General features: G+C 61.0%; 12 protein-coding genes. 2 read left to right on the top strand and 10 right to left on the bottom strand.

From position 1 onward, the window contains the following. Window positions 1-131: 131 nt before the first annotated feature. On the top strand, window positions 132-428 hold the full coding sequence (locus BK670_RS10890; RefSeq protein WP_016984229.1) for a hypothetical protein: 297 nt from the start codon (window positions 132-134) through the stop codon (window positions 426-428). A 250-nt stretch (window positions 429-678) separates the two neighbouring features. Here BK670_RS10890 and BK670_RS10885 read toward each other — a convergent pair whose 3' ends face one another. Genes BK670_RS10885 through BK670_RS10870 form a run of 4 tightly spaced genes read right to left on the bottom strand, consistent with a single transcriptional unit; the run spans window position 679 to window position 7,184 of the window. Next, window positions 679-1,215, bottom strand: coding sequence for a hypothetical protein (locus tag BK670_RS10885; protein ID WP_123449755.1), 537 nt, complete (start codon window positions 1,213-1,215; stop codon window positions 679-681). 55 nt (window positions 1,216-1,270) lie between these two features. Further along, window positions 1,271-3,211 carry a hybrid sensor histidine kinase/response regulator gene (locus BK670_RS10880; protein ID WP_123449754.1) on the bottom strand — a complete coding sequence of 647 codons (1,941 nt, stop codon included), beginning with the start codon at window positions 3,209-3,211 and terminating at the stop codon, window positions 1,271-1,273. A gap of 5 nt (window positions 3,212-3,216) precedes the next feature. Next, the gene (locus tag BK670_RS10875) at window positions 3,217-5,535 is read right to left on the bottom strand and encodes an ATP-dependent DNA helicase (RefSeq protein WP_123449753.1); all 2,319 of its coding nucleotides are present in this window, start codon (window positions 5,533-5,535) and stop codon (window positions 3,217-3,219) included. Beyond that, a complete protein-coding gene (locus BK670_RS10870) occupies window positions 5,532-7,184 on the bottom strand; it encodes a VRR-NUC domain-containing protein (RefSeq protein WP_123449752.1) in 1,653 nt (550 codons plus the stop codon). The genes BK670_RS10875 and BK670_RS10870 overlap by 4 nt, the downstream gene beginning before the upstream one ends. A gap of 194 nt (window positions 7,185-7,378) precedes the next feature. On the opposite strand from BK670_RS10870, the gene BK670_RS10865 reads away from it, so the two are divergent. Beyond that, entirely contained in the window at window positions 7,379-7,603 is a 225-nt protein-coding gene (locus tag BK670_RS10865) for a YgdI/YgdR family lipoprotein (RefSeq protein WP_123449751.1), read from the top strand. A gap of 100 nt (window positions 7,604-7,703) precedes the next feature. Here the strand turns inward: BK670_RS10865 and BK670_RS10860 are convergent, their stop codons facing one another. From BK670_RS10860 to BK670_RS10830, 6 genes are all read right to left on the bottom strand, one after another. Further along, complete coding sequence (locus BK670_RS10860; protein WP_123449750.1) at window positions 7,704-8,078, bottom strand: hypothetical protein; 375 nt, start codon at window positions 8,076-8,078, stop codon at window positions 7,704-7,706. 236 nt (window positions 8,079-8,314) lie between these two features. Next, window positions 8,315-10,168, bottom strand: a complete 1,854-nt coding sequence (locus BK670_RS10855; RefSeq protein ID WP_123449749.1) for a polyurethane esterase — start codon at window positions 10,166-10,168, stop codon at window positions 8,315-8,317. 209 nt (window positions 10,169-10,377) lie between these two features. Continuing rightward, window positions 10,378-12,066, bottom strand: a complete 1,689-nt coding sequence (locus BK670_RS10850) for a polyurethane esterase (RefSeq protein ID WP_123449748.1) — start codon at window positions 12,064-12,066, stop codon at window positions 10,378-10,380. A gap of 77 nt (window positions 12,067-12,143) precedes the next feature. Continuing rightward, a complete protein-coding gene (locus BK670_RS10845) occupies window positions 12,144-15,221 on the bottom strand; it encodes an autotransporter serine protease (RefSeq protein ID WP_123449747.1) in 3,078 nt (1,025 codons plus the stop codon). A gap of 208 nt (window positions 15,222-15,429) precedes the next feature. Beyond that, window positions 15,430-18,381, bottom strand: coding sequence for an autotransporter serine peptidase EprS (gene eprS / locus BK670_RS10835; RefSeq protein WP_123449746.1), 2,952 nt, complete (start codon window positions 18,379-18,381; stop codon window positions 15,430-15,432). 198 nt (window positions 18,382-18,579) lie between these two features. Next, complete coding sequence (locus BK670_RS10830; RefSeq protein ID WP_123449745.1) at window positions 18,580-19,953, bottom strand: TolC family outer membrane protein; 1,374 nt, start codon at window positions 19,951-19,953, stop codon at window positions 18,580-18,582.

The following is a 19,953-nucleotide window of genomic DNA, read 5'->3' as shown; positions in this document are numbered from 1 at the left end:
GATCCCCGCTTAATGGCCGGCAGTCACAAGCATAACCCCTCGCCATATATACCCGGCGGGGCCCGGCAGGTTCGGTTCCCCTGCGGCACAAAGCCTATGAAACGGAATCCTTGAAGAAAAAGGTCACGGTCATGAAAGAATGCTCGACTCCTGCGCAAATCAAGGCTTGCAGAGCACTGGCTCTGGAACGCAATCGTCAATTGTTCGATAACGCCCACACCCTCAACCGCGCAGCCAATGCGCTGCTCGACGTGGCGGATATGGACATTGAACAGTTTGAGCACTATCGCGCACTGCGCAAGAAAGCCGATTCGATGTTTGAAGACGCCATCGACCATTTGTGCGTCTTGAACGAAGACTTCCCGCCGATCCCGATGTCCTCGCAGAACTCGGTGGCGTTGCGTCGAGAGCTTGAGACCGTGGAATGAGCCAGAACAGCCCCTCACCCTAGCCCTCTCCCAAGGGAGAGGGAACTGACCGAGGTGGATGGTTGAGGTGCGCTGACGTGAGATACCGAGTCGAACTTGGATTTTGAACAGTACAAAAATCTGCTCCCTTCCCCCTCGCCCCACTTGGGGAGAGGGTTGGGGTGAGGGGGATCGATCTAAAGTGCACCACAACAATCCAGACGAATAAAAAAGCCCGGCTACATAAGCCGGGCTTTTCTATACCTGTCAATCATCCCCCCGGATTGGTCACCTGAATAAACACCGCATAACTCCCCAGCACCACCCAAAACGTCGCAAAGATCCACGGCGTACGCACTGAAAACAGCAGCGACTTTCGATAACCCTTGTGGCTCGACTCCATCTCGCTGAACAACGGCGATTCGTCATACGCCAGGCCCATCAGCGGCTCGCTGTGCAGCAAGTGGCTCTGCTTGAAGTGCCAGTGATCGATGATGTCGTACGCTGCGCGAATCCCCGGCCAGGCGTTCAGCGAACTGAGCAGCCCGAGCAGTGCCAGAAACGGCGGCACCACCAGCGTAAACAACTTGCCCCACTCCGGGTTGAGGTTGGCCATGCACGAGGCGAAGGCAATCACCAGGAACGACTGCGCCGCCAGATAGGCGTCGGTACGGTTGGCGAGGATGCTGGTTTCGTACTGGATCTCCCGGCGATAGAAATCCAGACGTTCCTTGGGTGAGCCGAACATCTTGGCGTCGTGTTCGGTCAGGCTTTCTTCAGCGGTGAGCTCAGTCAGTATGCGAGGCAAAGATGCACGCTCCGGGGTTGGGAAAGCCTTTAGAAGACCCCGTTGGCGCGCAAGTTCAGACGGATTGACCGATGTCTTGTTTCATCGACTGGGCAATGATCGCCACCAGATTCATTTGCGTGAAAGGCTTCGGCAACCGTGGCAGTTGCGCGGCAAAACCTTCCAGACGCTCGGCATAACCGGTGGCCAGGATGATCGGCAGATCCGGTTTGAGCACACGCACGGCATGGGCCAGTTGTGCGCCGCTCATCTTCGGCATGGCCATGTCGGTGATCATCAGGTCGATGACCTCGCCCTGATCGAACAGCGCCAGCGCCTGCGCACCGGACGTCGCACTGACCACCCGATGGCCGAGGTCTTCGAGTAGCAGGCTGGTGCTGGTCAACACCAGCGAATCGTCATCCACTACCAGCACGCTGAGTCTCGGCACCACCACCGGCTCGGCGGGCGAATAGAGCGGCTTGCTGGCCACGCCTGCGACGGCTACCGGAATCCACAACTCCGCCGTGGTGCCCTGGGCCTTTTCACTCTTGAGGACGAAACGGCCACCGAGTTGCTCCATAAATCCATGGACCATCGACAAGCCCAGCCCGGTGCCCTTGCCCAAACCTTTGGTGGTGAAAAACGGATCTCTGGCCGAGGCCAGTGTGTGCTCATCCATACCCTCGCCGTTATCGACGACGCTGAGGCAGACGTAACGCCCGACCGGCAGCTCCGTTTGCCCCAGCTCAAGCACCACTTGCGGTTCAGCGCTGATGCTGACCGTACCGCCGTCGGGCATGGCATCGCGGGCATTGGTCACCAGATTGAGCAAGGTCAGCTCCAACTGATTGGTGTCCGCCAGCACCAACTCGAGATCGTCGGGAAACCGCGTTTCGATACGAATGCCCGGCCCGAGGGAGCTGCGCAGCAACCCGGTGATGCCCTGGACCAATTGCGCGATATCCACCGATTCGGTCTTCAGTTCCTGACGACGGGCAAAGGCCAGCATGCGCTGGGTCAGCGACACGCCGCGCAAAGCGCCTTGAGTGGCGTTCTCCAGCAGGCGGCTGATTTTCGCATCGTCGCCCACACGCTTTTGCACGATCTCGAGGTTACCGAGAATCACCGTCAGCAGATTATTGAAGTCATGAGCGACGCCGCCGCTGAGCTGACCGATGGCCTGCATCTTCTGCGCCTGGAACAGCGCTTCACGGGTTTTCTCCAGCGCCTGCTGCGCCTGATGGGCTTCGGTAATGTCGCGGGTGATCTTGGCAAAACCGAGCAAAGTGCCGGTATCGCCACGAATCGCATCGACCACCACATGCGCGAGAAACCGCGTGCCGTCCTTGCGCATGCGCCAGCTCTTGTTCTCGAAGCGGCCTTCGCGAGTGGCGATTTCCAGCGCCCGTTGCGGCTCGCCGAGTTCGCGGTCTTCGGGGGTATAGAAGATCGAAAAGTGCTGACCGATGATTTCTTCCGGCAGATAGCCCTTGATCCGCTGCGCGCCCTGATTCCAGTTGCTGACCCGGCCTTCGGGGCTGAGCATGTAGATGGCGTAGTCGGTGACGCCCTGCACCAGCAGGCGGAACTGCTGCTCGCTTTGCTTGAGGGTTTCCTCGGCCATTTTGCGGTCGGTCAGGTCGCGAGTGATCTTGGCGTAGCCGAGCAACTTGCCATTGGGATCAATGATCGGATCGATCACCACGTGCGACCAGAAATTGGTGCCGTCCTTGCGCACCCGCCAGCCCTCGCCTTCGAAACGTCCTTCACGGATCGCCGTATCAAGCGCCCGTTGCGGCAGGCCGGCGGCGCGATCTTCAGCGGTATAGAAGCGAGAGAAATGTTCGCCGAGGATTTCCGCTTCTTCGTAGCCCTTGAAGCGTTTGGCACCGGAGTTCCAACTGGTGATGATGCCGTCGGGATCGATCATGTAGATCGCATAGTCGACCACCGCATCGATCAATAGACGAAAACGCATCTCTTCGATCGCTGCGGTCTTGTTCTTTTCGCTCATCACACTCACCAGCCATTGTCATGCGCAGAAGTATGCGGCAATCCGGCGAATTGGGAAGCGGTGGTCTCATGATTGATCGCCCACCAGCGCGGCAGCAGCTGTTTGATCCGGCTCTCGGCAAAGCGATCGTCAATCAGCATCACCACACCGCGATCTTCGCGGGTGCGGATGACTCGCCCGGCAGCTTGCACCACTTTCTGCACGCCGGGGTAGAGGTAGGTGTAGTCGTAACCGGCGCCGAAAATGGCCGCCATACGGTGTTTGAGTTGCTCGTTGACCGGATTGAATTGCGCCAGCCCCAGCGTGGCAATGAACGCGCCGATCAGCCGCGCACCGGGTAAATCGATGCCTTCGCCGAACGCACCGCCCAATACGGCGAAGCCGACGCCTTGGCTATGCGTGGTGAACTGATCAAGAAAGGCCTGCCGCGCCCCTTCGAGCATCCCCCGCGATTGCTGCCAGAGGGTGATGTGCGGGTAACGCTCAGCCAGTAACGAGGCCACTTGTTGCAGGTAATCAAAGCTGCTGAAAAACGCCAGATAGTTGCCTGGACGTTCGCTGAACTGCCGCGCGATCAATTCGACGATCGGCTCCAGCGAAGCCTGACGATGGTTGAAGCGTGTCGAGATACGGCTGACGATCTGCACCTGCAACTGCTCGGCGCAAAACGGCGACTCGACGTCGATCCACACGGTGTCGGCGGGCGTGCCAAGTAAATCAGCGTAATAGTGGCGCGGGCTGAGGGTCGCGGAAAACAGCACGCTGCTGCGCGCCGCTTTCAAGCGCGGGCCAATGAACGCGGCCGGCACCACATTGCGCAGGCACAATTGCGACAGCGGCTTTTTGCGGTCGAGGTCACGCTTGCTGATGTCGAACAGGTAATGCTCGTCGTACAGCTCCGCCACCCGGGCGAATTGCAGCAGGTCGAAATAGAAGTTCTGCAAGGCGCTGTCGAGACCCTGCGGATGGTCATTGAGGTAATCGCCAATGGCCGCGCAACACAACGAGATCGCGTGCAGGAGTTTTTCCGGGGCCTTGTCGTAAGCCTGATACGCCGCCAATTGCGGCGCATGCAGCGCATTCCATTCTCGGTTGATCCGTTGCAGGGCATTTTTCAGCGGCGCGGGCGCGGTTTTGCGCACGCTGCTCAGGGTGAATTGATCAAGACTGGCGCTGTACATCTGCCGGCCGCGCTCGACGAGGTTATGCGCTTCGTCCGCCAGCACCGCGACTTTCCACTGATTGAGCTGGGCGAGACCGAACAGCAACGCGCTGAAGTCGAAGTAATAGTTGTAGTCGGCGATCACCACGTCCACCCAACGGGCCATCTCCTGACTCAGGTAATACGGGCACACCGCATGCTGTGCGGCGACCTCGCGCATGGCGGCTTGATCGAGCAGGCGGATTCGACTGGCCGCTTCCCGCGCAGCCGGCAGGCGGTCATAAAAGCCCTGAGCCAACGGGCAGGATTCGCCGTGACAGGCTTTGTCCGGGTGTTCGCAGGCCTTGTCCCGGGCGACCATTTCCAGCACGCGCAAGGGCAAGGCTGGCGACTGATCGAACAACACCTGACTGGCATCCAGCGCCAATTTGCGCCCCGGTGTCTTCGCCGTAAGAAAAAACACCTTGTCCAGTTGCTGCGGCGCCAGGGCTTTGAGCATCGGGAACAATGTGCCGAGGGTTTTACCGATGCCGGTCGGTGCCTGGGCCATGAGGCAACGGCCGGTGCTGACAGCCTTGAACACCGACTCAGCCAGATGCCGCTGACCGGGACGAAAATCGGCATGGGGAAACGCCAGTTGTTGCGCGGCCAGATTGCGCGCCTCGCGATGGGCCATTTCCTGTTCGGCCCATTGCAGGAACAGCGTGCATTGCTGTTCGAAAAAGGCCTTGAGGCTGTCGGCGCTGAAGGCCTCGACCAGGCAGGTTTCCTTCTCGCTGACGATATCGAAATACACCAGCGCCAGATTGATCTGCTCAAGTCCGAGTTTGCGGCACATCAACCAGCCGTAGATCTTCGCCTGCGCCCAGTGCAACTGGCGGTGATTGGCCGGTTGTTTGCTCAGGTCGCCACGGTAGGTTTTGACTTCTTCCAGGCAGGTTTGCGCCGGGTCGTAGCCGTCCGCCCTGCCCTTGACCTGCAATTGCCGGAACTCGCCTTCCAGCGCCACTTCACTTTGATATTTCTCGCTGCGCCGCGAGGCCACGGTGCGGTGGCCGGCGATGCCTTCGAGTGCCGTGGGTGATGGGGTGAAGCGCAGGTCGAGGTCACCGGTCTTGGCGGTAAACTCGCACAGTGCGCGCACGACAATGCTGTAGCTCAAGCGCTCTGCTCCGCCCATTGCACGTAACACACCGCCACCGGCATCTGGTGTTGGTGGCAGAACTCCAGCCAGCGCAACTGGTTGTCCTGCAGGCGATCGCCGGGGCCTTTCACTTCAATCATTCGGTAGGTTTTGTGCTGCGGCCAGAACTGGATCAGGTCGGGCATGCCGGCGCGGTTGGCCTTGATGTCGAGCAGCAAGCGGTTGAACCAGTGCTTGAGATGTTCGGCGGGCAGACACGCCAAGGCCTGCTCCAGCAGTGGTTCACTCACCGCGCCCCAGAACACGAACGGCGACTGGATGCCCCATTTGTCGACAAAGCGCTGGCGAATGGTCGCGGCATAGCGGCCGTCGTCGAGCTCGCTCAGGCAGGCCTGAAACAGCTCGGTGCGGCGTTGCTGGAAGTCTTCGTTAAGCAGGTCCACCGGGCCACGCTGGAACGGGTGAAAGAACGCCCCGGGCAAAGGCGCGAAGATCGCCGGCCAGCACAACAAGCCGAACAGCGAATTGATCAGGCTGTTTTCCACGTAATGCACCGGGCCGTCATCATCGTGCAGATGCGCTTGCACGTAATACTCCACGGACAACGCGGGATCGCTGCGCGGCAATTGCAGGTCCAGCCGTTCGACCGGTCTGGCCGTTGTGCGCTTGAGTGGCGGGCCACCAAGTTTGCGCCGCAGCCTTGGCAGAATCCGTTGCAGGCCCTGCTGCTCGGCAGCGCTTTCCGGCGCCTGTTCCGCCAGCGTCGCGAGTTCCAGCGCCAGTGGGTATTCGCCGCTGCGCTTCAGAACACGGATCATGCGCAAGCGCGCCCCGGGATAGGCGCAGTCGCGGTAAATGCTCAGGGCCAGGGCAAACTCGCTGATGCGCTCGCAATACTGGCCGATCTGGAACAACACCTTGCCCCGCCGGCGTTGCAGCCACGGGTTGTCGAAGTGCAAGGCGCTGACCTGCGCGACGATGGTGTCCAGCGGCTCGCCGGCCTCGAAACGCAATTGGCAGTTATGCAGGAACAGGCACGCGTCGACGTCTTCGCGACTGCGCAGGCCCCGCGAGTCCGCGCAGAATTCGACTTTTTCATAGGTGAAGATGCCAAGGTCGGCGAGGACGAATTCCGACCAGTCCTGATACAGGTTGCCGAAGAACATCAGCCGCAAGCGGTCGCACAGGTCCATGATGGTCAGGCTGAACAAACGATCATCGAGCAGCGGCGCCCAGTCGCGCAGGCTGCGAGTGTCTGCAAACTGCTCGGCGAGTACCGGCAGCCAATCGTCCTTACGCCCCTTGGGCTGCTCGATAAAAGCTGCAAACGCTTGCAGGATCTCGGCCTTGAGCAACACGTCGAACACCTCGGCGAGGGCCAGCGGCGCGTGTTCGTCGATCCAGCCACGCTCCAGCAAGGGCTGCGCGGCCTCGGCGATGTCACCGATTTCATCGTAATTGAGTTTGCCGGCACGAAAATGCACACCCTTGCGCATGACCATCCGCACCAGCAAACCCTGCGACGCACGCGGCAAGGCCTTGAATTCGCGGATGAACGCGTGCTCCGTTTCGCCCATCACATCGGCATAGCGAAGCTCAAGCCAATCAAGCACTTGCCGGAAGTTGTTGAGGTAATAGAACGGGTCGTCGAGGGGATTGGCAGTCACGGGAATTCTGGGCCATGGCGAACGAATACTGGTTATGCGTACAGATAACAGCTGTGCCCCGCTGGGTGCAAACGGAAAATGATCAATGGCATTTTTTCGCCGGGCTATCGAACTTTTCCCCCGGGGATGGCACCAACCGCGTTAGAGGGCCGACAATGCTCGGCATCACATCGAATGAGGATTTAGAGGTGGGTATGAAAATCAAAGCACTGGGCATCCCTTTCGCCATCGCCGCCGCGCTGGCACTCGCCGGTTGCTCGACCCCGACGGTGGTCACCCTGCAGAACGGCACCCAGTATCTGACCAAGGACATGCCAAAGACCAAAACCAACGATGGCTTCTATGAGTTCGAAGATATTTCCGGGGCCAAGGTGAAGGTCCGCGCCGATGAAGTGGCGACCGTTCGCGAAGAAGACTGACACCCTGTGCACTGTGTAGGCGCTGCCGAAGGCTGCGATCTCTTGAAAATCAACGTCAAAAGATCGCAGCCTTCGGCAGCTCCTACACAGGAGTTTCGTGCTATTCGAAAGCAGGCATACCCGGCAGGCTGCCGTCGCAAGGCATGTACTTACCACCCCGCTTGACCACTTCACCCTGCACGCGTCGGCAGCGTTCCAGATCCTGCTGCGCCATGCGATCAATGCTCAGATTGCCGGTGGTTTGCGGCTGCTTGCCGTCCCCCAGGCGAATGGTCACGAACGGTTGTTCGGGCTGAATCTGAAAGCGGCTTTTCTCTTCGACCGGTTCCACCGTCTCGCTTTTCGGCGGGCTCGGCAGTTGATCGGTGGTGACGCCGTAACGGCTCAGAATCGAACTTTGAGGCAGATCGGCACAAGCATTGGCCGAACACAGCGCCAGTGCGACAAACCCGACATACCCCTTGAAACCTTTCACGTTTGAATCTCCTGTACTCAATGGCGGCTAGCTATAGAACGTGTGTGCACGTGCTGGCTTTAGGCCGCATTTCCTGTTCGTGCAGGGCTTTGAGTCAGGGACTGGCTTATGAGTCACTTTCAATACTTATTGTGGCGAGGGAGCTTGCTCCCGCTGGGGCGCGCAGCGGCCCTAAAGATTTTGTGAGCGCTGCGCACTCAAGCGGGAGCAAGCTCCCTCGCCACAGGTGGGTGTGATCAGGCGATCACAACGCCGTCAGCACTCAGGCTATTAAGCGCTACCCCCACCAACGTCACCGAATCGTTGCCAAACGTCAGCACCGTATCCTGCCCGACAGAGGCGGCATGGGCACGGAAGTCCTCCGCCGGCAAAACACCCTGCACGCCAAGAAACACCAGTTTGTCATTGGCGGTATAGCCGACCACCCGATCCTGCCCGAACGCGCCGTTGAACAGAAACGTATCCGCCCCGCCCCCCGACTCCATCAGGTCATTGCCGGTGCCGCCGACGAACACGTCATTGCCCGCGCCGCCAATCAGGTGATCGTTGCCGTCCAGGCCGAACAACCAGTCGCCACCGGCATGCGCCTTCAACGTATCGGCGCCGCCAGTGCCTTTGACACTGGATTCATACGCGGTGACGTTGTTGCCGACCTTCAAACCGCTGGCCGTGACGCTGTGGGTCACGTCGTCCTTGAACAGGCCCCAGAGAAAGCCCGGCTCCTTGGTGATGATGCTGCCGATGTCGCGGGTGATGCTGATCCCGCCGTTGGCGTCGCGCACGTACAAATTGCCGGCACCGTCATTGGCGAAGTCGAAGTTCTTCACCGCGCTTTGCAGATCGAGGGTGTTGCTGCCCTGCCCGCCAAGGATGACGTTGTAGCCACCACTGTCGCGGAACGTATCGTTGCCAGCGCGACCTTCCAGATAATCGTTGCCGCTGCCGCCCTGGATCAGGTCATTGGCGTCGCTGCCGATGATGAACGTGCTGCCCTTATGGGTTTCGGCGTTGCGGTTGAGATCCTGCACCCAAGTGTTGGCCCGCGCCGGATCCGAGAGGTTGGCGACGATGATTGTCGAATCGCGGCTGGTCAGGTCGTAGAATTTTGACTCGATCACGCGGTTCATGCCGTCGCCATACGCGGTCGGCAAGTGCGAAATCCAGGTGGGGATGTTGAGGATCGAGTACGGCAGCAGATTCCACGCGGTCGAGGCGTAGTGATCGTTGAAGCTGACGATGTTGTCGGTGGCCGAGGCCTTGGGCGCATCGTGCACGCCAACCGAGGCACCGGTGAAGGTCGAGCCGTCGAGGGCGCGGAACACCGGGTCGTTTTCGTAGCCGACGTTGAGCACTTTGTCGGTGCTGCTTTGCGTTGGCGAGGCGTAGGCGATGTAGTTGGAATCGGCAAAGAAACCGCCCCACTTGCCGCCGCTCAAGTCGGCCATGCTGTTGACCGCCAGGCCACCGAGGCTGTGGCCGCTGACCAGCACGTCCTTGCCGCTGAGGCCGTTGGCCTGGGCAAACGCCACCACATCATTGAGCAGATTGCCGAACGCTTCGCCGACGTAGTTTTTCGCGTAATCCTTGGGACCGAAGGCGGCGAGCAGGTCGTTGATCACGTCGCCGATGGAGTCGATGATCAGGTTTTCCCGTGGACCGCTGGTGCCGCGAAAGGCAATGCCGATTTCCGTGAGATGGCCTTGGGCGTCGTACTTGCCGAGAATTTCCACTTGGGCGGTGGTGTAACCGGCCTTCTCGCCGAAGAAGGTTCCGCGAGCATCAGTTTTGCCGTCGTAGCCCAGTTGCGAGGCGGTGATCGGCGTCCAGCCGGCCTTTTTCACAGCGTCGAGGGCGAGTTTTTCCGAGTCGGGGTTCCACGGCACGCCGGGGATCACCCCTTGTGAATCCGTACCGCCGAGCAGCGCCGTGACCAGCGTGGCGGGCAGGCCGAGGCCGAAACCGTTGTGCTGATAACCGGCGGCAAAGCCGTTATCGAGGTTGTGATAGGAATACAGCGTGATCGCCATGGCATCGCTGAACAACGCCTTGGAATCGGCTGTGCCGAAGTTCTTGTAGTCATACACACCCATTGCTATTGCCTCTCTCTTGTTGGAATTGTCAGAGATAGCTCACAGCCAAGGCGCCCTACGGGGACGCCCCGGAGCATTTCAGTACAACACTTCTGTAACGCGACATTTGTAGGAGCTGCCGAAGGCTGCGATCTTTTGACTTTGCTCTCAAAAGCAATATCAAAAGATCGCAGCCTCGTTTCACTCGACAGCTCCTACAGGATTACTGTTTAGGCGAACACGAACGCCGAGTCCGACAGGTTAGCCACTCCCACCCCGATCAGGGTCACGGCATAGTCGCCAATCTTCAGCACGGTATCGTTGCCGGTCTGCGACGCGTGCTGCTTGTAGTCGTAGCCCTGCCCCGCGCCTTCGACGCCCATGAACACCAGTTTGTCGTTGCCCTGATAACCGTTGATGGCATCGAAACCGAACGCCCCGCTGAACAGGAAGGTGTTGTTGCCACCCACTGCGCTCATCAGGTCATTACCGGCGCCACCGACGAAGGTCACATGGCCCTTGTCGCTGATCAGCTTGTCGTCGCCACCGAGACCGAACAGCCAGTCACCGTCAGCCGTGGCATGCAGCGCATTACCGTAGCCATCGCCGCTGAGCGAGTGGTTGTACTGGGTCAGTTCGTTGCCATTGGTCAAGCCTTTGGCCGTGACGCCCCAAGTGATTTCCTTGCTGCCCCACCACGCACCCGACTCCTTGCTCACCAGCGCGCCGATGTCGCGGGTCATGCTGATGCCGCCGTAGGCGTCGCGCACGTACAGCGTGCCGTCACCGTCGTTGGCGAAGCTGAAGTTCTGCAGCGGTTTCTGCAGTTCGAAGGTGTTGTGCCCCTGGCCACCGAGCAGGATGTTGTAGCCACCGTCATCACGGAAACGGTCATCACCGCCCAGGCCTTCAAGGAAGTCGTTACCCGCGCCGCCCTTGAGCCAGTCGTTGCTCTGGGTGCCGATGATGAAAGTGCTACCGGTGTGAGGCTCGCCGCTGCGGCCGAGATCCTCGACCCAGGTTTTGCCCCGGGACGCTTCTTCGAGATTGGAGACGATGATCGTCGAGTCTTTATGCGTCAGTGGGTAGAACTTCGAATCGATGACCCGATTCAAGCCATCGGCATAGCCCAGCGAGCTGTGGGCCGACCAGTTCAGCGGATTGATGATGCTGAACGGCACCAGGTTCTGCGCGGTGGACGCGTAGTTGTCGTTGAAGTTGACGATGTTGTCGGTGGTCGAATCGTGCGGCTTGTCGTGCTTGCCCATCGACGCACTGCTGAACGTGGTGCCGTCGAGCACACGGAACACCGGGTCGTTTTCGAAGCCGATGTTCAGCACGTTATTGCCGGTGCTGCTCTGGGTTGGCGAGGCGAAGGTAATGTAGTTGGCGTCCTTGAAGAAACCGCCCCAGTTGCTCGCGCTCAACTCGGCCACGCTGTTGACGCCGAGCCCGCCGAGGCTGTGGCCGCTGAGCAGCACGTCCTTGGCGGCGATGCCGTTGGCAATGGCGAATGCGGCGACAGCCTTGAGCAGGTTGTCGAAGGCATTTTTCGCGTAGTTGCTCGCGTAATCGGACGGCCCGACAGCGGCCAGCAGGTTGTTTTTCAGGTCGCCGAAGGTATCGCTGTAACCCAGCCCGCCGGTGCCACGAAAGGCGACGCCGATGCCGATCAGCTTGCCGGCGGCGTCGTATTTGCCGAGCACTTCGGCTTCGGCGCTGGTGAAACCGTCCTTCTCGCCGAAGAACGTGCCTTGCGGCCCGACCTTGCCCTGATAACCCAGCGCCGTCGCCGTGAGCGGCGTCCAAGCGGTGGCCGGCAGAGGCTTGCCGGTCGGCGTGTAGGCATACAGCGTCAGTGCGATGGCGTCGCTGTACAACGCTTTGCCATCGGTATTTTTATAATCGAAAAGGCCCATGTTGTGCTCTCTCTTCCATCCAATGTCTGGCAGCTCTGTGCAGAGCTGCCAGCACGCCTTGGCACTGTCAGTGCCTTTTAGAACTGCCAGTCCAGTGTCAGACCCACGCCGTGGTCTTTCTCGTTGTTACCGATCAGGCCGTTGTAATCCAGGTTCACCCGCACATCGCGATTGAGCGCCAGACCCGCACGCACACCGACCACCGCAGCGTCGCGATCCATCGACACGCTCTGCACGGTGAACGCGCTGTTGCCGTTGGCAAAGGCCAGATGGCTGTCGGCATCAACGTTGCTCAGGTTGTGCTGCCAGCCGAGGCTCGCGCCCAGTTCCAGCTGATGCTGATCCGACAGAGCGAAGCTGCGTTTGGCGCGCACGCCGAGGGTCGACAGCACCACATCGCGGTTGTCCTCACCGCCCTTCAATGCCGCAGCGTCACCCTTCTCGGTGAAGCTTTCGGTATTGAGGTGCACGTAGGACAGATTGGCGAACGGCTCCAGGTTCATCGGTTGCAGGCCCAGATCGTAAGCGGCCTCAGTGAACACTTGAGTGGTTGCGGCATCGTGCTTGGTCTTTTGTTTACCGCTGACGTCCCCGAACTGCAGGTCACGTTTGACGTCGACACGGTGCCAGCTATAGGCGCCACCGACGGTCAGACGCAGCGCGTCGATCTGATGCCCCAGGTACGCACCCAAGTGGTAGCTGTCGATCGACGCCGACGAATGCGTGCCGCTGCCCATGCTCAACGAGCTGTCGCTATAACCGGTAACGAAACCCAGACGGGTATCTTCAGCGATCAGGCCGTCAACACCGGCCAGCAGGCCACCGATGGAGCTGTTGGAGTCGGCGTTGTCATGCCCGCCATCGCTCTTGCCCCACGAACCCAAGACCTTGACCCAGGCGTTGCTGCGGTCATCGGTCGGTGCGCCAGCGTTGAAAAGGTCACGCTCACGCAGACGCTCGCCCACGGCTTCGCGCAGGTAACGGCTATCGTTGATCAGCATGGTGCCAATGGCCGGATGGATTTCGCCGGACAGTTGCTGGAACGCTTGCTGCGCCGACGCCGCATTCGGCGAGAGCAACAGGGTTTCGAACAGCGCATTGCCGGCGCCCAGCCGTTCAGCCGCCGCACCGACCGCACGTTGGTTCGGTGTCAGACCGACGCTGGCGAACGAGGCGTCGTTACGCCCGACCGCCAACTGGATGCCATCCGCCGAGTACGCCAGCGTGCCGCCGAGGAATGCGTAGTCCGGCAACACCTGACCGAAGCGCCCTTCGATGCCACCCGCCGCTTGCAGGATGTTGTAGCGCGTGCCGAGCAGGCTTTGCACTTGATTGGTGGTCAGCAGTGTCGGGCTGTTTTCCAGCGACATGCTCACCGTGGCGCCTTCGATAACCGCTTTGCCAGTGGCGATGATCTGATCGCTGCTGGTCGGCGACAGCTCTACGGCGTAGGTCGAACCCGGTGCAAAGGTCACGTCACCGGCCACGTTCAGGGTACCGATGGAGTTACCCGGCGCCACCGTACCGCCGCTGTTCACCGACAGCGCACCGATGCGGCCGTTGCCGCCGAGGATACCGCCGTCATTCACCGTCACCACCGATTGCAGCGAACCGTTGATGGCCAGGCGACCCTGATTGACCAGGGTCGGGCCGCTGTAAGTGTTGTTGCCGGTGAGCACCAGCGTGCCGAGGCCTTGCTTGGTCAAACCGCCGTGACCGGAGATATCGTTGCGCCAAGTGTCGAGGCCGCACGTGATGTCGGTGCACACGCGTTCGGTCGGTTTGCCCTGATCGATGATCGCGCCGATGCCCGGCAGGTCCGCGACAAACTGGCCGGAGCCATACGCGCCGTCGATGCGGAACTCGGCCGGGATGTCCTGCTCGGTGACGAACATCGACGGGCCGTCGATGCCCTTGCGCAGGTTGATCATGCCCCAGCCGTACAAGGCGTCGATGCCCGGTGCGCCGAGGTCGGTGGCGGTGGTGCGCAAGACCGTGGCGACCTGATCACCGCTCATGTACGGGAAGCGCTCCATCAGCACCGCCATGGAACCGGCCACGTGTGGCGCGGCCATCGAAGTGCCGTTGTAATTTTTGTAGCCGGTGGTCAGGTTGTCGGCGTTGGTGCCTTCGATGATCGCGCTGAAGATTTTGGTGCCCGGCGCCGAGACGCAGAAACTCGCGGTGTAGCCGCAGCGCGAAGAGAACGTACTCATGATGTACGGGTTAGCGCTGGCCAGGTCCGGGTTCTTCTGCAACGCGGCGACGGTGATCCAGTTCGGCGCGATGTCCGGGACGAAATAGCCGAGGCCGGCGATGGCGTCCGGATTGTTGAGGTTGTAGTCGTTGCCAGCGGCGAAGATCGTCACGATGCCGCTACGTGCGGCGGCAATCGCGCCGTCGTAGGCGCCGCCGGGTTTGCTGCCGAGCAGTGTGCGGATTTCATTGAACTGCAACTGCGCGTCATTGACGGTGAAATGCGGGTACGCCGGATCGCGGCCGCCGAGGTCGAAACGGTCGGTGATGCCGATGCCCCAGCTGTTGTTGATGATCCGCGCGCCGCTGGCGATCAGTGCGTCCCAACCGGCCTTGTACACCGCGCCGTCGTTGCCACGAACGATGCCGTCTTCCGGGCCTGGGTCACCGTTGTCGGCGCTGATGATCTGCGCCCCGAACGCCACGCCGTGCATTGGCCCACCGTCACGACTGCCGGCGGCAATACCGCCGACGTGGGTGCCGTGGGCGCCGAGTTTGCCGTCGGAGCCGACCGAGGGCGAACCGTCATAGCGGAACGCATCGCCGGCTTTCACCGGGATGTACGGGTCGGTGTATTCGCGGATCCCGCTGGTGACCAGGGTGACGACTTTATTGCTGCCGGAAAACTCCGGGTGCGCGGCGTAGACCGGCTGGTCGAAGATCCCCAGCTTTACGCCTTTGCCGGTATAGCCGGCGGCATAAGCGTGATCGGCACCGATCGCGCCCAGGCCCCAATCGGCTTGAAACTCGGCACTGCGCCAACTCGACGGATCGCCCGTGCGACCGTTCTCCACGTAAGGCGCAGCATGGGCTGTGCCAATGGCACAGAGCACGGCGAGCGTGAGGGTTTTCAGGGCAAAGCGGCCACCCGTTTGCGCGGGGGTATTGTTGTTATTCATCCAGCGACCTTCCTTAGTGATGTTGCGAAAAATCCGTTTGTCTCGATATGCCGCCGTGCACATCTGTGGCGAGGGAGCTTGCTCCCGCTCGGCTGCACAGCAGTCGTAAACCGGCTAACGCGGGCTGCCTGAAGAAATGCTGGGGGGTCGCTTCGCGCCCCAGCGGGAGCAAGCTCCCTCGCCACAGGTATTGCGTCAGGCGCAGTATTCAGAACTGCCAGTTCAGGCTCAGGCCAACGCCATGAAGCTTTTCGCGACTGGCCAGTTGTCCGTTGTAATCAAGGTTGATCCGCACATCGCGGCTCAGCGCGAGGCTGGCCTGTACGCCGACCAGCGCGGCATCACGCACCAGCGCTGAACTCTCCACCGCGTACGGCGCGCCACCGCTGGCAAAGCGCAGATGCTGCTCGGAATCGATGTCGCTGAGGCTGTGCTGCCAGCCAAGGTGACCGCTGACGTCGAGTGATTGCTGGGGCGACAGATTGAAAGTCTTGATCGCCCGCACACCGAGGGTGCTCAGCACCGCGTCGCGTTGATCGCCGGAGCTTTTCAACGCCGCAGCGTCGCCCTTCTCGGTCAAACCTTCAGTGTCCAGATGCACGTAGGCCAGGTTGGCAAACGGCTCCAGCGCCAGCGGTTGCAGGTGCAGGCGATAAGCCGCCTCGCCGAACACTTGTGTGGTTGCCGCGTCGACCTTGGCTTTCTGTTTGCCACTGACGTTGCCGTATTGCAGATCGCGCTTTACATCGGCGCGATGCCAGCTGTAGGCCGCGCCTGTGCTCAAGCGCCAGGCACCGATTTCATGACCGGCGTATGCGCCCAAGTGATAGCTGTCGACCTTGGCCGAAGAATGCGTGCCCGAACCCATGCTCAGCGAACTGTCGCTGTAACCGCTGACCAGACCGATGCGTGTCTGCTCGTCCAGCGCGCCATCGACACCGGTCAGCAGCCCGCCAATCGAAGTGTTGTAGCCCGCCGTGTCGTGGCGCGAATCGGTGGTGCCCCACGCGCCGAGCGCCTTGACCCAGCCATTGCTTTGCGCCGCATTGCTGTCGTGCAGACGCTCGCCCACCGCGTCACGCAACTGGCGGCTGTCGTTGATCAGCATTGAACTCAACGCCGGGTAGATCTCGCCGCTCAACTGCTGGAACGCCTGTTGCGCAGAAGTCGCATCAGGTGAGCGCAACAGGCTTTCGTACACCGAGTTGCCCGCGCCCAAACCTTCGACGGCAGCGGCCACCGAGCGCTGATTCGGCGTTTGCCCAACGCTGGCGAAGCTGGTCGCGTTACGTTCGATGTCGAGCTGAATGCCATTGGCGGCGTAGTCGAGGCTGCCGCCGATAAACAGGTAATTCGGCAGCACCGCACCGAACTGACCCTGAATGCCGCCGGCCGCTTGCAGGATGTCGTACTGGCGACCGAGCAGGCTTTGCGCCTCGGTGGTGCTGAGCAACGTCGGGCTGTTTTCCAGCGACAGGCTGACCGTGGCGCCGCTGATAGTGGCGGTACCGCCGGCAACGATGCGGTCGCTGCTGGTCGGCGACAGTTCAACAGCGTAAGTCGAGCCCGGCGCGAACGTCACATCGCCGGCCACGTTCAAGGTGCCGATGGAGTTGCCCGGCGCCACGCGAGCGCCGCTGTTGGCGGTCAACGCGCCAATCCGTCCGGAGCCGCCGAGGCTGCCGCTATCGTTCACCGTCACGGCAGACGTCAGCGAGCCGTTGACCGTGAGCAAGCCACCATTGACCGTGGTTGCACCGCGATAGGTGTTGTCGCCGGTGAGGATCAACTGCCCGCCGCCGGATTTGATCAGGCTGCCTTGATAAATCCTGCTCGCCGCTGCCGCATCACGGGCAGTGCCGACCGCGTAATCGGTCTGATCCTGTTGACTGGCGCCCGCCGCAACGCCGTTCTGCCAGCCCTTGTCTTGCAGGGTTTGCTGCCAGGCTGTGTGCTCGGCGAGGTCTTCGCTTTGGCGTTGAATCAGCGCCTTGTCGGAGATGTCATTGCTCCAGACATCGCGCTGCCCTGCCGCCAGACTGACGTCGAACGCCCCAAGCAATTGCCCCGGCCCACGCATCGCCCGGTTCAGATTGGCCACGCCCCAGCCGATCCGCTCGGTCGGCGCATCGGTGACCGAGCCATCCAGTTGCGTCGCGGTGGTCAGCAGCACTTCGAGGGCCTGCTGATTGTTCATGTACGGGTAGCGTTCCATCACCAGCGCCAGCGCGCCGGTCGCATGCGGCGCCGACATCGAGGTGCCGGACTTGATCGCGTAACCGCCACCGGGAATGGTGCTGTCGATCTTCGCCCCCGGCGTGGTGATGCACCAGTATTTGGCGAGGCCGCACTGGTTGTACTTTTGCTGATTGCTTTGATCGAGGCCCGATACGGCCAGCCAGTGGCCTTCCAGATCCGGCTGAAAGTACGGCAGCGCCGAACGCACGCTGGCATTCGGATAGCCGCTGTTGCCGGCGCTGAATACGTTGATCACGCCGCGCCGGGACACATCCGCTGCCGCGTCGAGCCAGGTGCCTTTGTTCCAGTGCTGAGCGTACGCGGCGTGCAGGTCGGCCAGTGTGCGATAGCTGACATCCGGCGGCTGGCTGCCCCAGCTGTTGTTGATCGCGCGCACGCCGGCATCGGCGAGGGCGTCGTATACCGCTTTGAAATAGCGCGGATCGGGGTTGGGACCAAACAGGAAGCTGTCGTTCTTGTTGGTGTTGCCGACGTAGATCTGCGCGTTGTACGCCACGCCGTGCATGCCAGTCCCGTCGCGCGAGGCGCCCATGGTGCCGACGACGTGAGTGCCGTGAGAGTCGTTGTTGGGGTTGAGGGTGCCATTGACGTTGAACAGTGAACCGTCGATGTAGCTGCCGCTGGCGAGTACCGGGTGATAGCGGTCAGTGGCGAATTCCGCGTGGGCGGCATCGAAGCCGGAGTCGAGTGCGCCGATTTTCACGCCTTGGCCGGTGATGCCGGCGGCATAGGCTTGCTCGGCCTGCATCCGGCTCAGCCCCCAGTCGCGGAGGAATTCGGCGCTGCGCCAACTGGCGGGATCGCCGGGTTGGCCGCTTTCGAGGTATTGGGCGTGAGCCTGGGTTGCAGATATCACAAGCAGCAGGGTGCCGACCGAAATCGGCTTGATGCGTACGTCCATGTTCACCACTCACTTTTCTTATGTTTTTAGAGTTGCCTTACCAAGGGAACGCTGTTCCCTGTGGCGAGGGGATTTATCCCCGTTCGGCTGCGAAGCAGTCGCAAATCCATGCGGCGCAGTTTTCCTGGACGTCTGCCGGGGGGCCGCTTCGCGCCCCAACGGGGATAAATCCCCTCGCCACAGGTCCACGCAAAACCATCAATTGGCGTGGTGACTGGCCCCTTGAATGAAGGCCTCATCCACCCGCGCCAGATCCTGCTCGTTCAAGGTCCCGGCGTAGTAATGCAATTTGGTCCAGGCCATCAGATAGTCGTACCGCGCCTGCGCCAGATCGCGGCGGGTGGTGAACAGTTGCTGCTCGGCGTTCAACGCGTCGAGGTTGGTCCGCTCACCACCGAGAATGCTCTGCCTGGTCGACACCACCAGCGCTTCCGCCGAACTCAGCGCTTTCTGATAAGCGCGCAGTTTGCTCACCCCGGACAGGCAAGCACTGAACTGCCGGCGCAGCTCGATCAGCGTTTCGCGCGTTTTGCCATCCAGTTCATATTCGGCCTGCTCCATGGTGCGACTGGCCTGACGCGTCGAAGCCGACACCCCACCACCGGCATACAACGGCACGCTGACTTCAAAACCGATGGTGTTGGTTTCGTAGCGCTGGTTGTAAGTGTTGCCGCTTTCCGACTCGTTTTGACGCATCGAGGCGTAGGCGCTGACTTTCGGCAGATGCCCGGCACGATTGCGCTCCACTTCGTAACGCGCGACTTCCACGGCCTGGCGCTGCGAGGCCAGGTTGGGGTTGTTGCTGATCGCCATTTCATGCCAGGTGTCGTAATTGGCAGGCATCAGCGCGAAGGTCTGAAAGTTCTGATCAAGTGGCGCCAGATCACCAATATCCACCGCTGGCGTGCCCACCAGTGCGCCCAGTTCGCGCAGCGCGGCATCCTGCTCGTTACGTGCCTCGATCTCCTCGGCGGTTGCCAGTTCATAGCGCGACTCGGCCTCAAGAATATCGGTGCGCGTGCCCTCGCCCTGTTTGAACATGTGTTCGTTCTGCTGGAACTGCTGCTCGTACGCCTTCTTCTTCGCCTGAGCGATGTCGATCTGATCCTGCGCGAATAAGGCCTTGGTGTAGTTGTCCAGCACGCGCACCAGCAATTCCTGGCTCTTGCCACGGAAGTTTTCGTCGGCAAACAGCGACTGCGCGACACCTTTGCGATACGCGGCATAAGCCTCGTAGTCGAGCAGCGGTTGCTGCAGGGTCAGGGCCGAGCCGTAACTGCTGTAGTTACGGTCGTCGGTACGGTTACGCGCACGTTCATCGAGGGAAGTGGCCTTCGACGAGTTACGGCCCTTGTTGTAGGTGTAGCCAAGGCGCGGCAGCAGACCGGCGCGGCCAATCGCACGGTTTTCCAGACCCGCATCACGTTCCTTGATCGCTCCGAGGAACACCGGGTCGTTGCGCAGCGCCTGTTCGTAGATCTCGAACGGCCCCATGGCCGCTACTGCTGAGTGACTCGCGAGCAGCATCAATGCCGCTCCGAGCATGGAAAGCTTATTCATACAGCCGAACAT

Origin of the sequence: Pseudomonas fluorescens, from assembly GCF_003732425.1 — a bacterium.
Classification (GTDB): domain Bacteria; phylum Pseudomonadota; class Gammaproteobacteria; order Pseudomonadales; family Pseudomonadaceae; genus Aquipseudomonas; species Aquipseudomonas fluorescens_BE.
The sequence above is the reverse complement of the archived record's forward strand: the minus strand, read 5'-3'. Positions and strand labels throughout refer to the sequence as shown.

Excerpts from the sequence above, each read along its gene's own strand:
- BK670_RS10890 (WP_016984229.1), top strand. The coding sequence starts at position 132 with ATGAAAGAATGCTCGACTCCTGCGCAAATCAAGGCTTGCAGAGCACTG.
- BK670_RS10880 (WP_123449754.1), bottom strand. The coding sequence starts at position 3,211 with ATGAGCGAAAAGAACAAGACCGCAGCGATCGAAGAGATGCGTTTTCGT.
- BK670_RS10865 (WP_123449751.1), top strand. The coding sequence starts at position 7,379 with ATGAAAATCAAAGCACTGGGCATCCCTTTCGCCATCGCCGCCGCGCTG.
- BK670_RS10855 (WP_123449749.1), bottom strand. The coding sequence starts at position 10,168 with ATGGGTGTGTATGACTACAAGAACTTCGGCACAGCCGATTCCAAGGCG.
- BK670_RS10850 (WP_123449748.1), bottom strand. The coding sequence starts at position 12,066 with ATGGGCCTTTTCGATTATAAAAATACCGATGGCAAAGCGTTGTACAGC.
- BK670_RS10845 (WP_123449747.1), bottom strand. The coding sequence starts at position 15,221 with ATGAATAACAACAATACCCCCGCGCAAACGGGTGGCCGCTTTGCCCTG.
- eprS (WP_123449746.1), bottom strand. The coding sequence starts at position 18,381 with ATGGACGTACGCATCAAGCCGATTTCGGTCGGCACCCTGCTGCTTGTG.
- BK670_RS10830 (WP_123449745.1), bottom strand. The coding sequence starts at position 19,953 with ATGTTCGGCTGTATGAATAAGCTTTCCATGCTCGGAGCGGCATTGATG.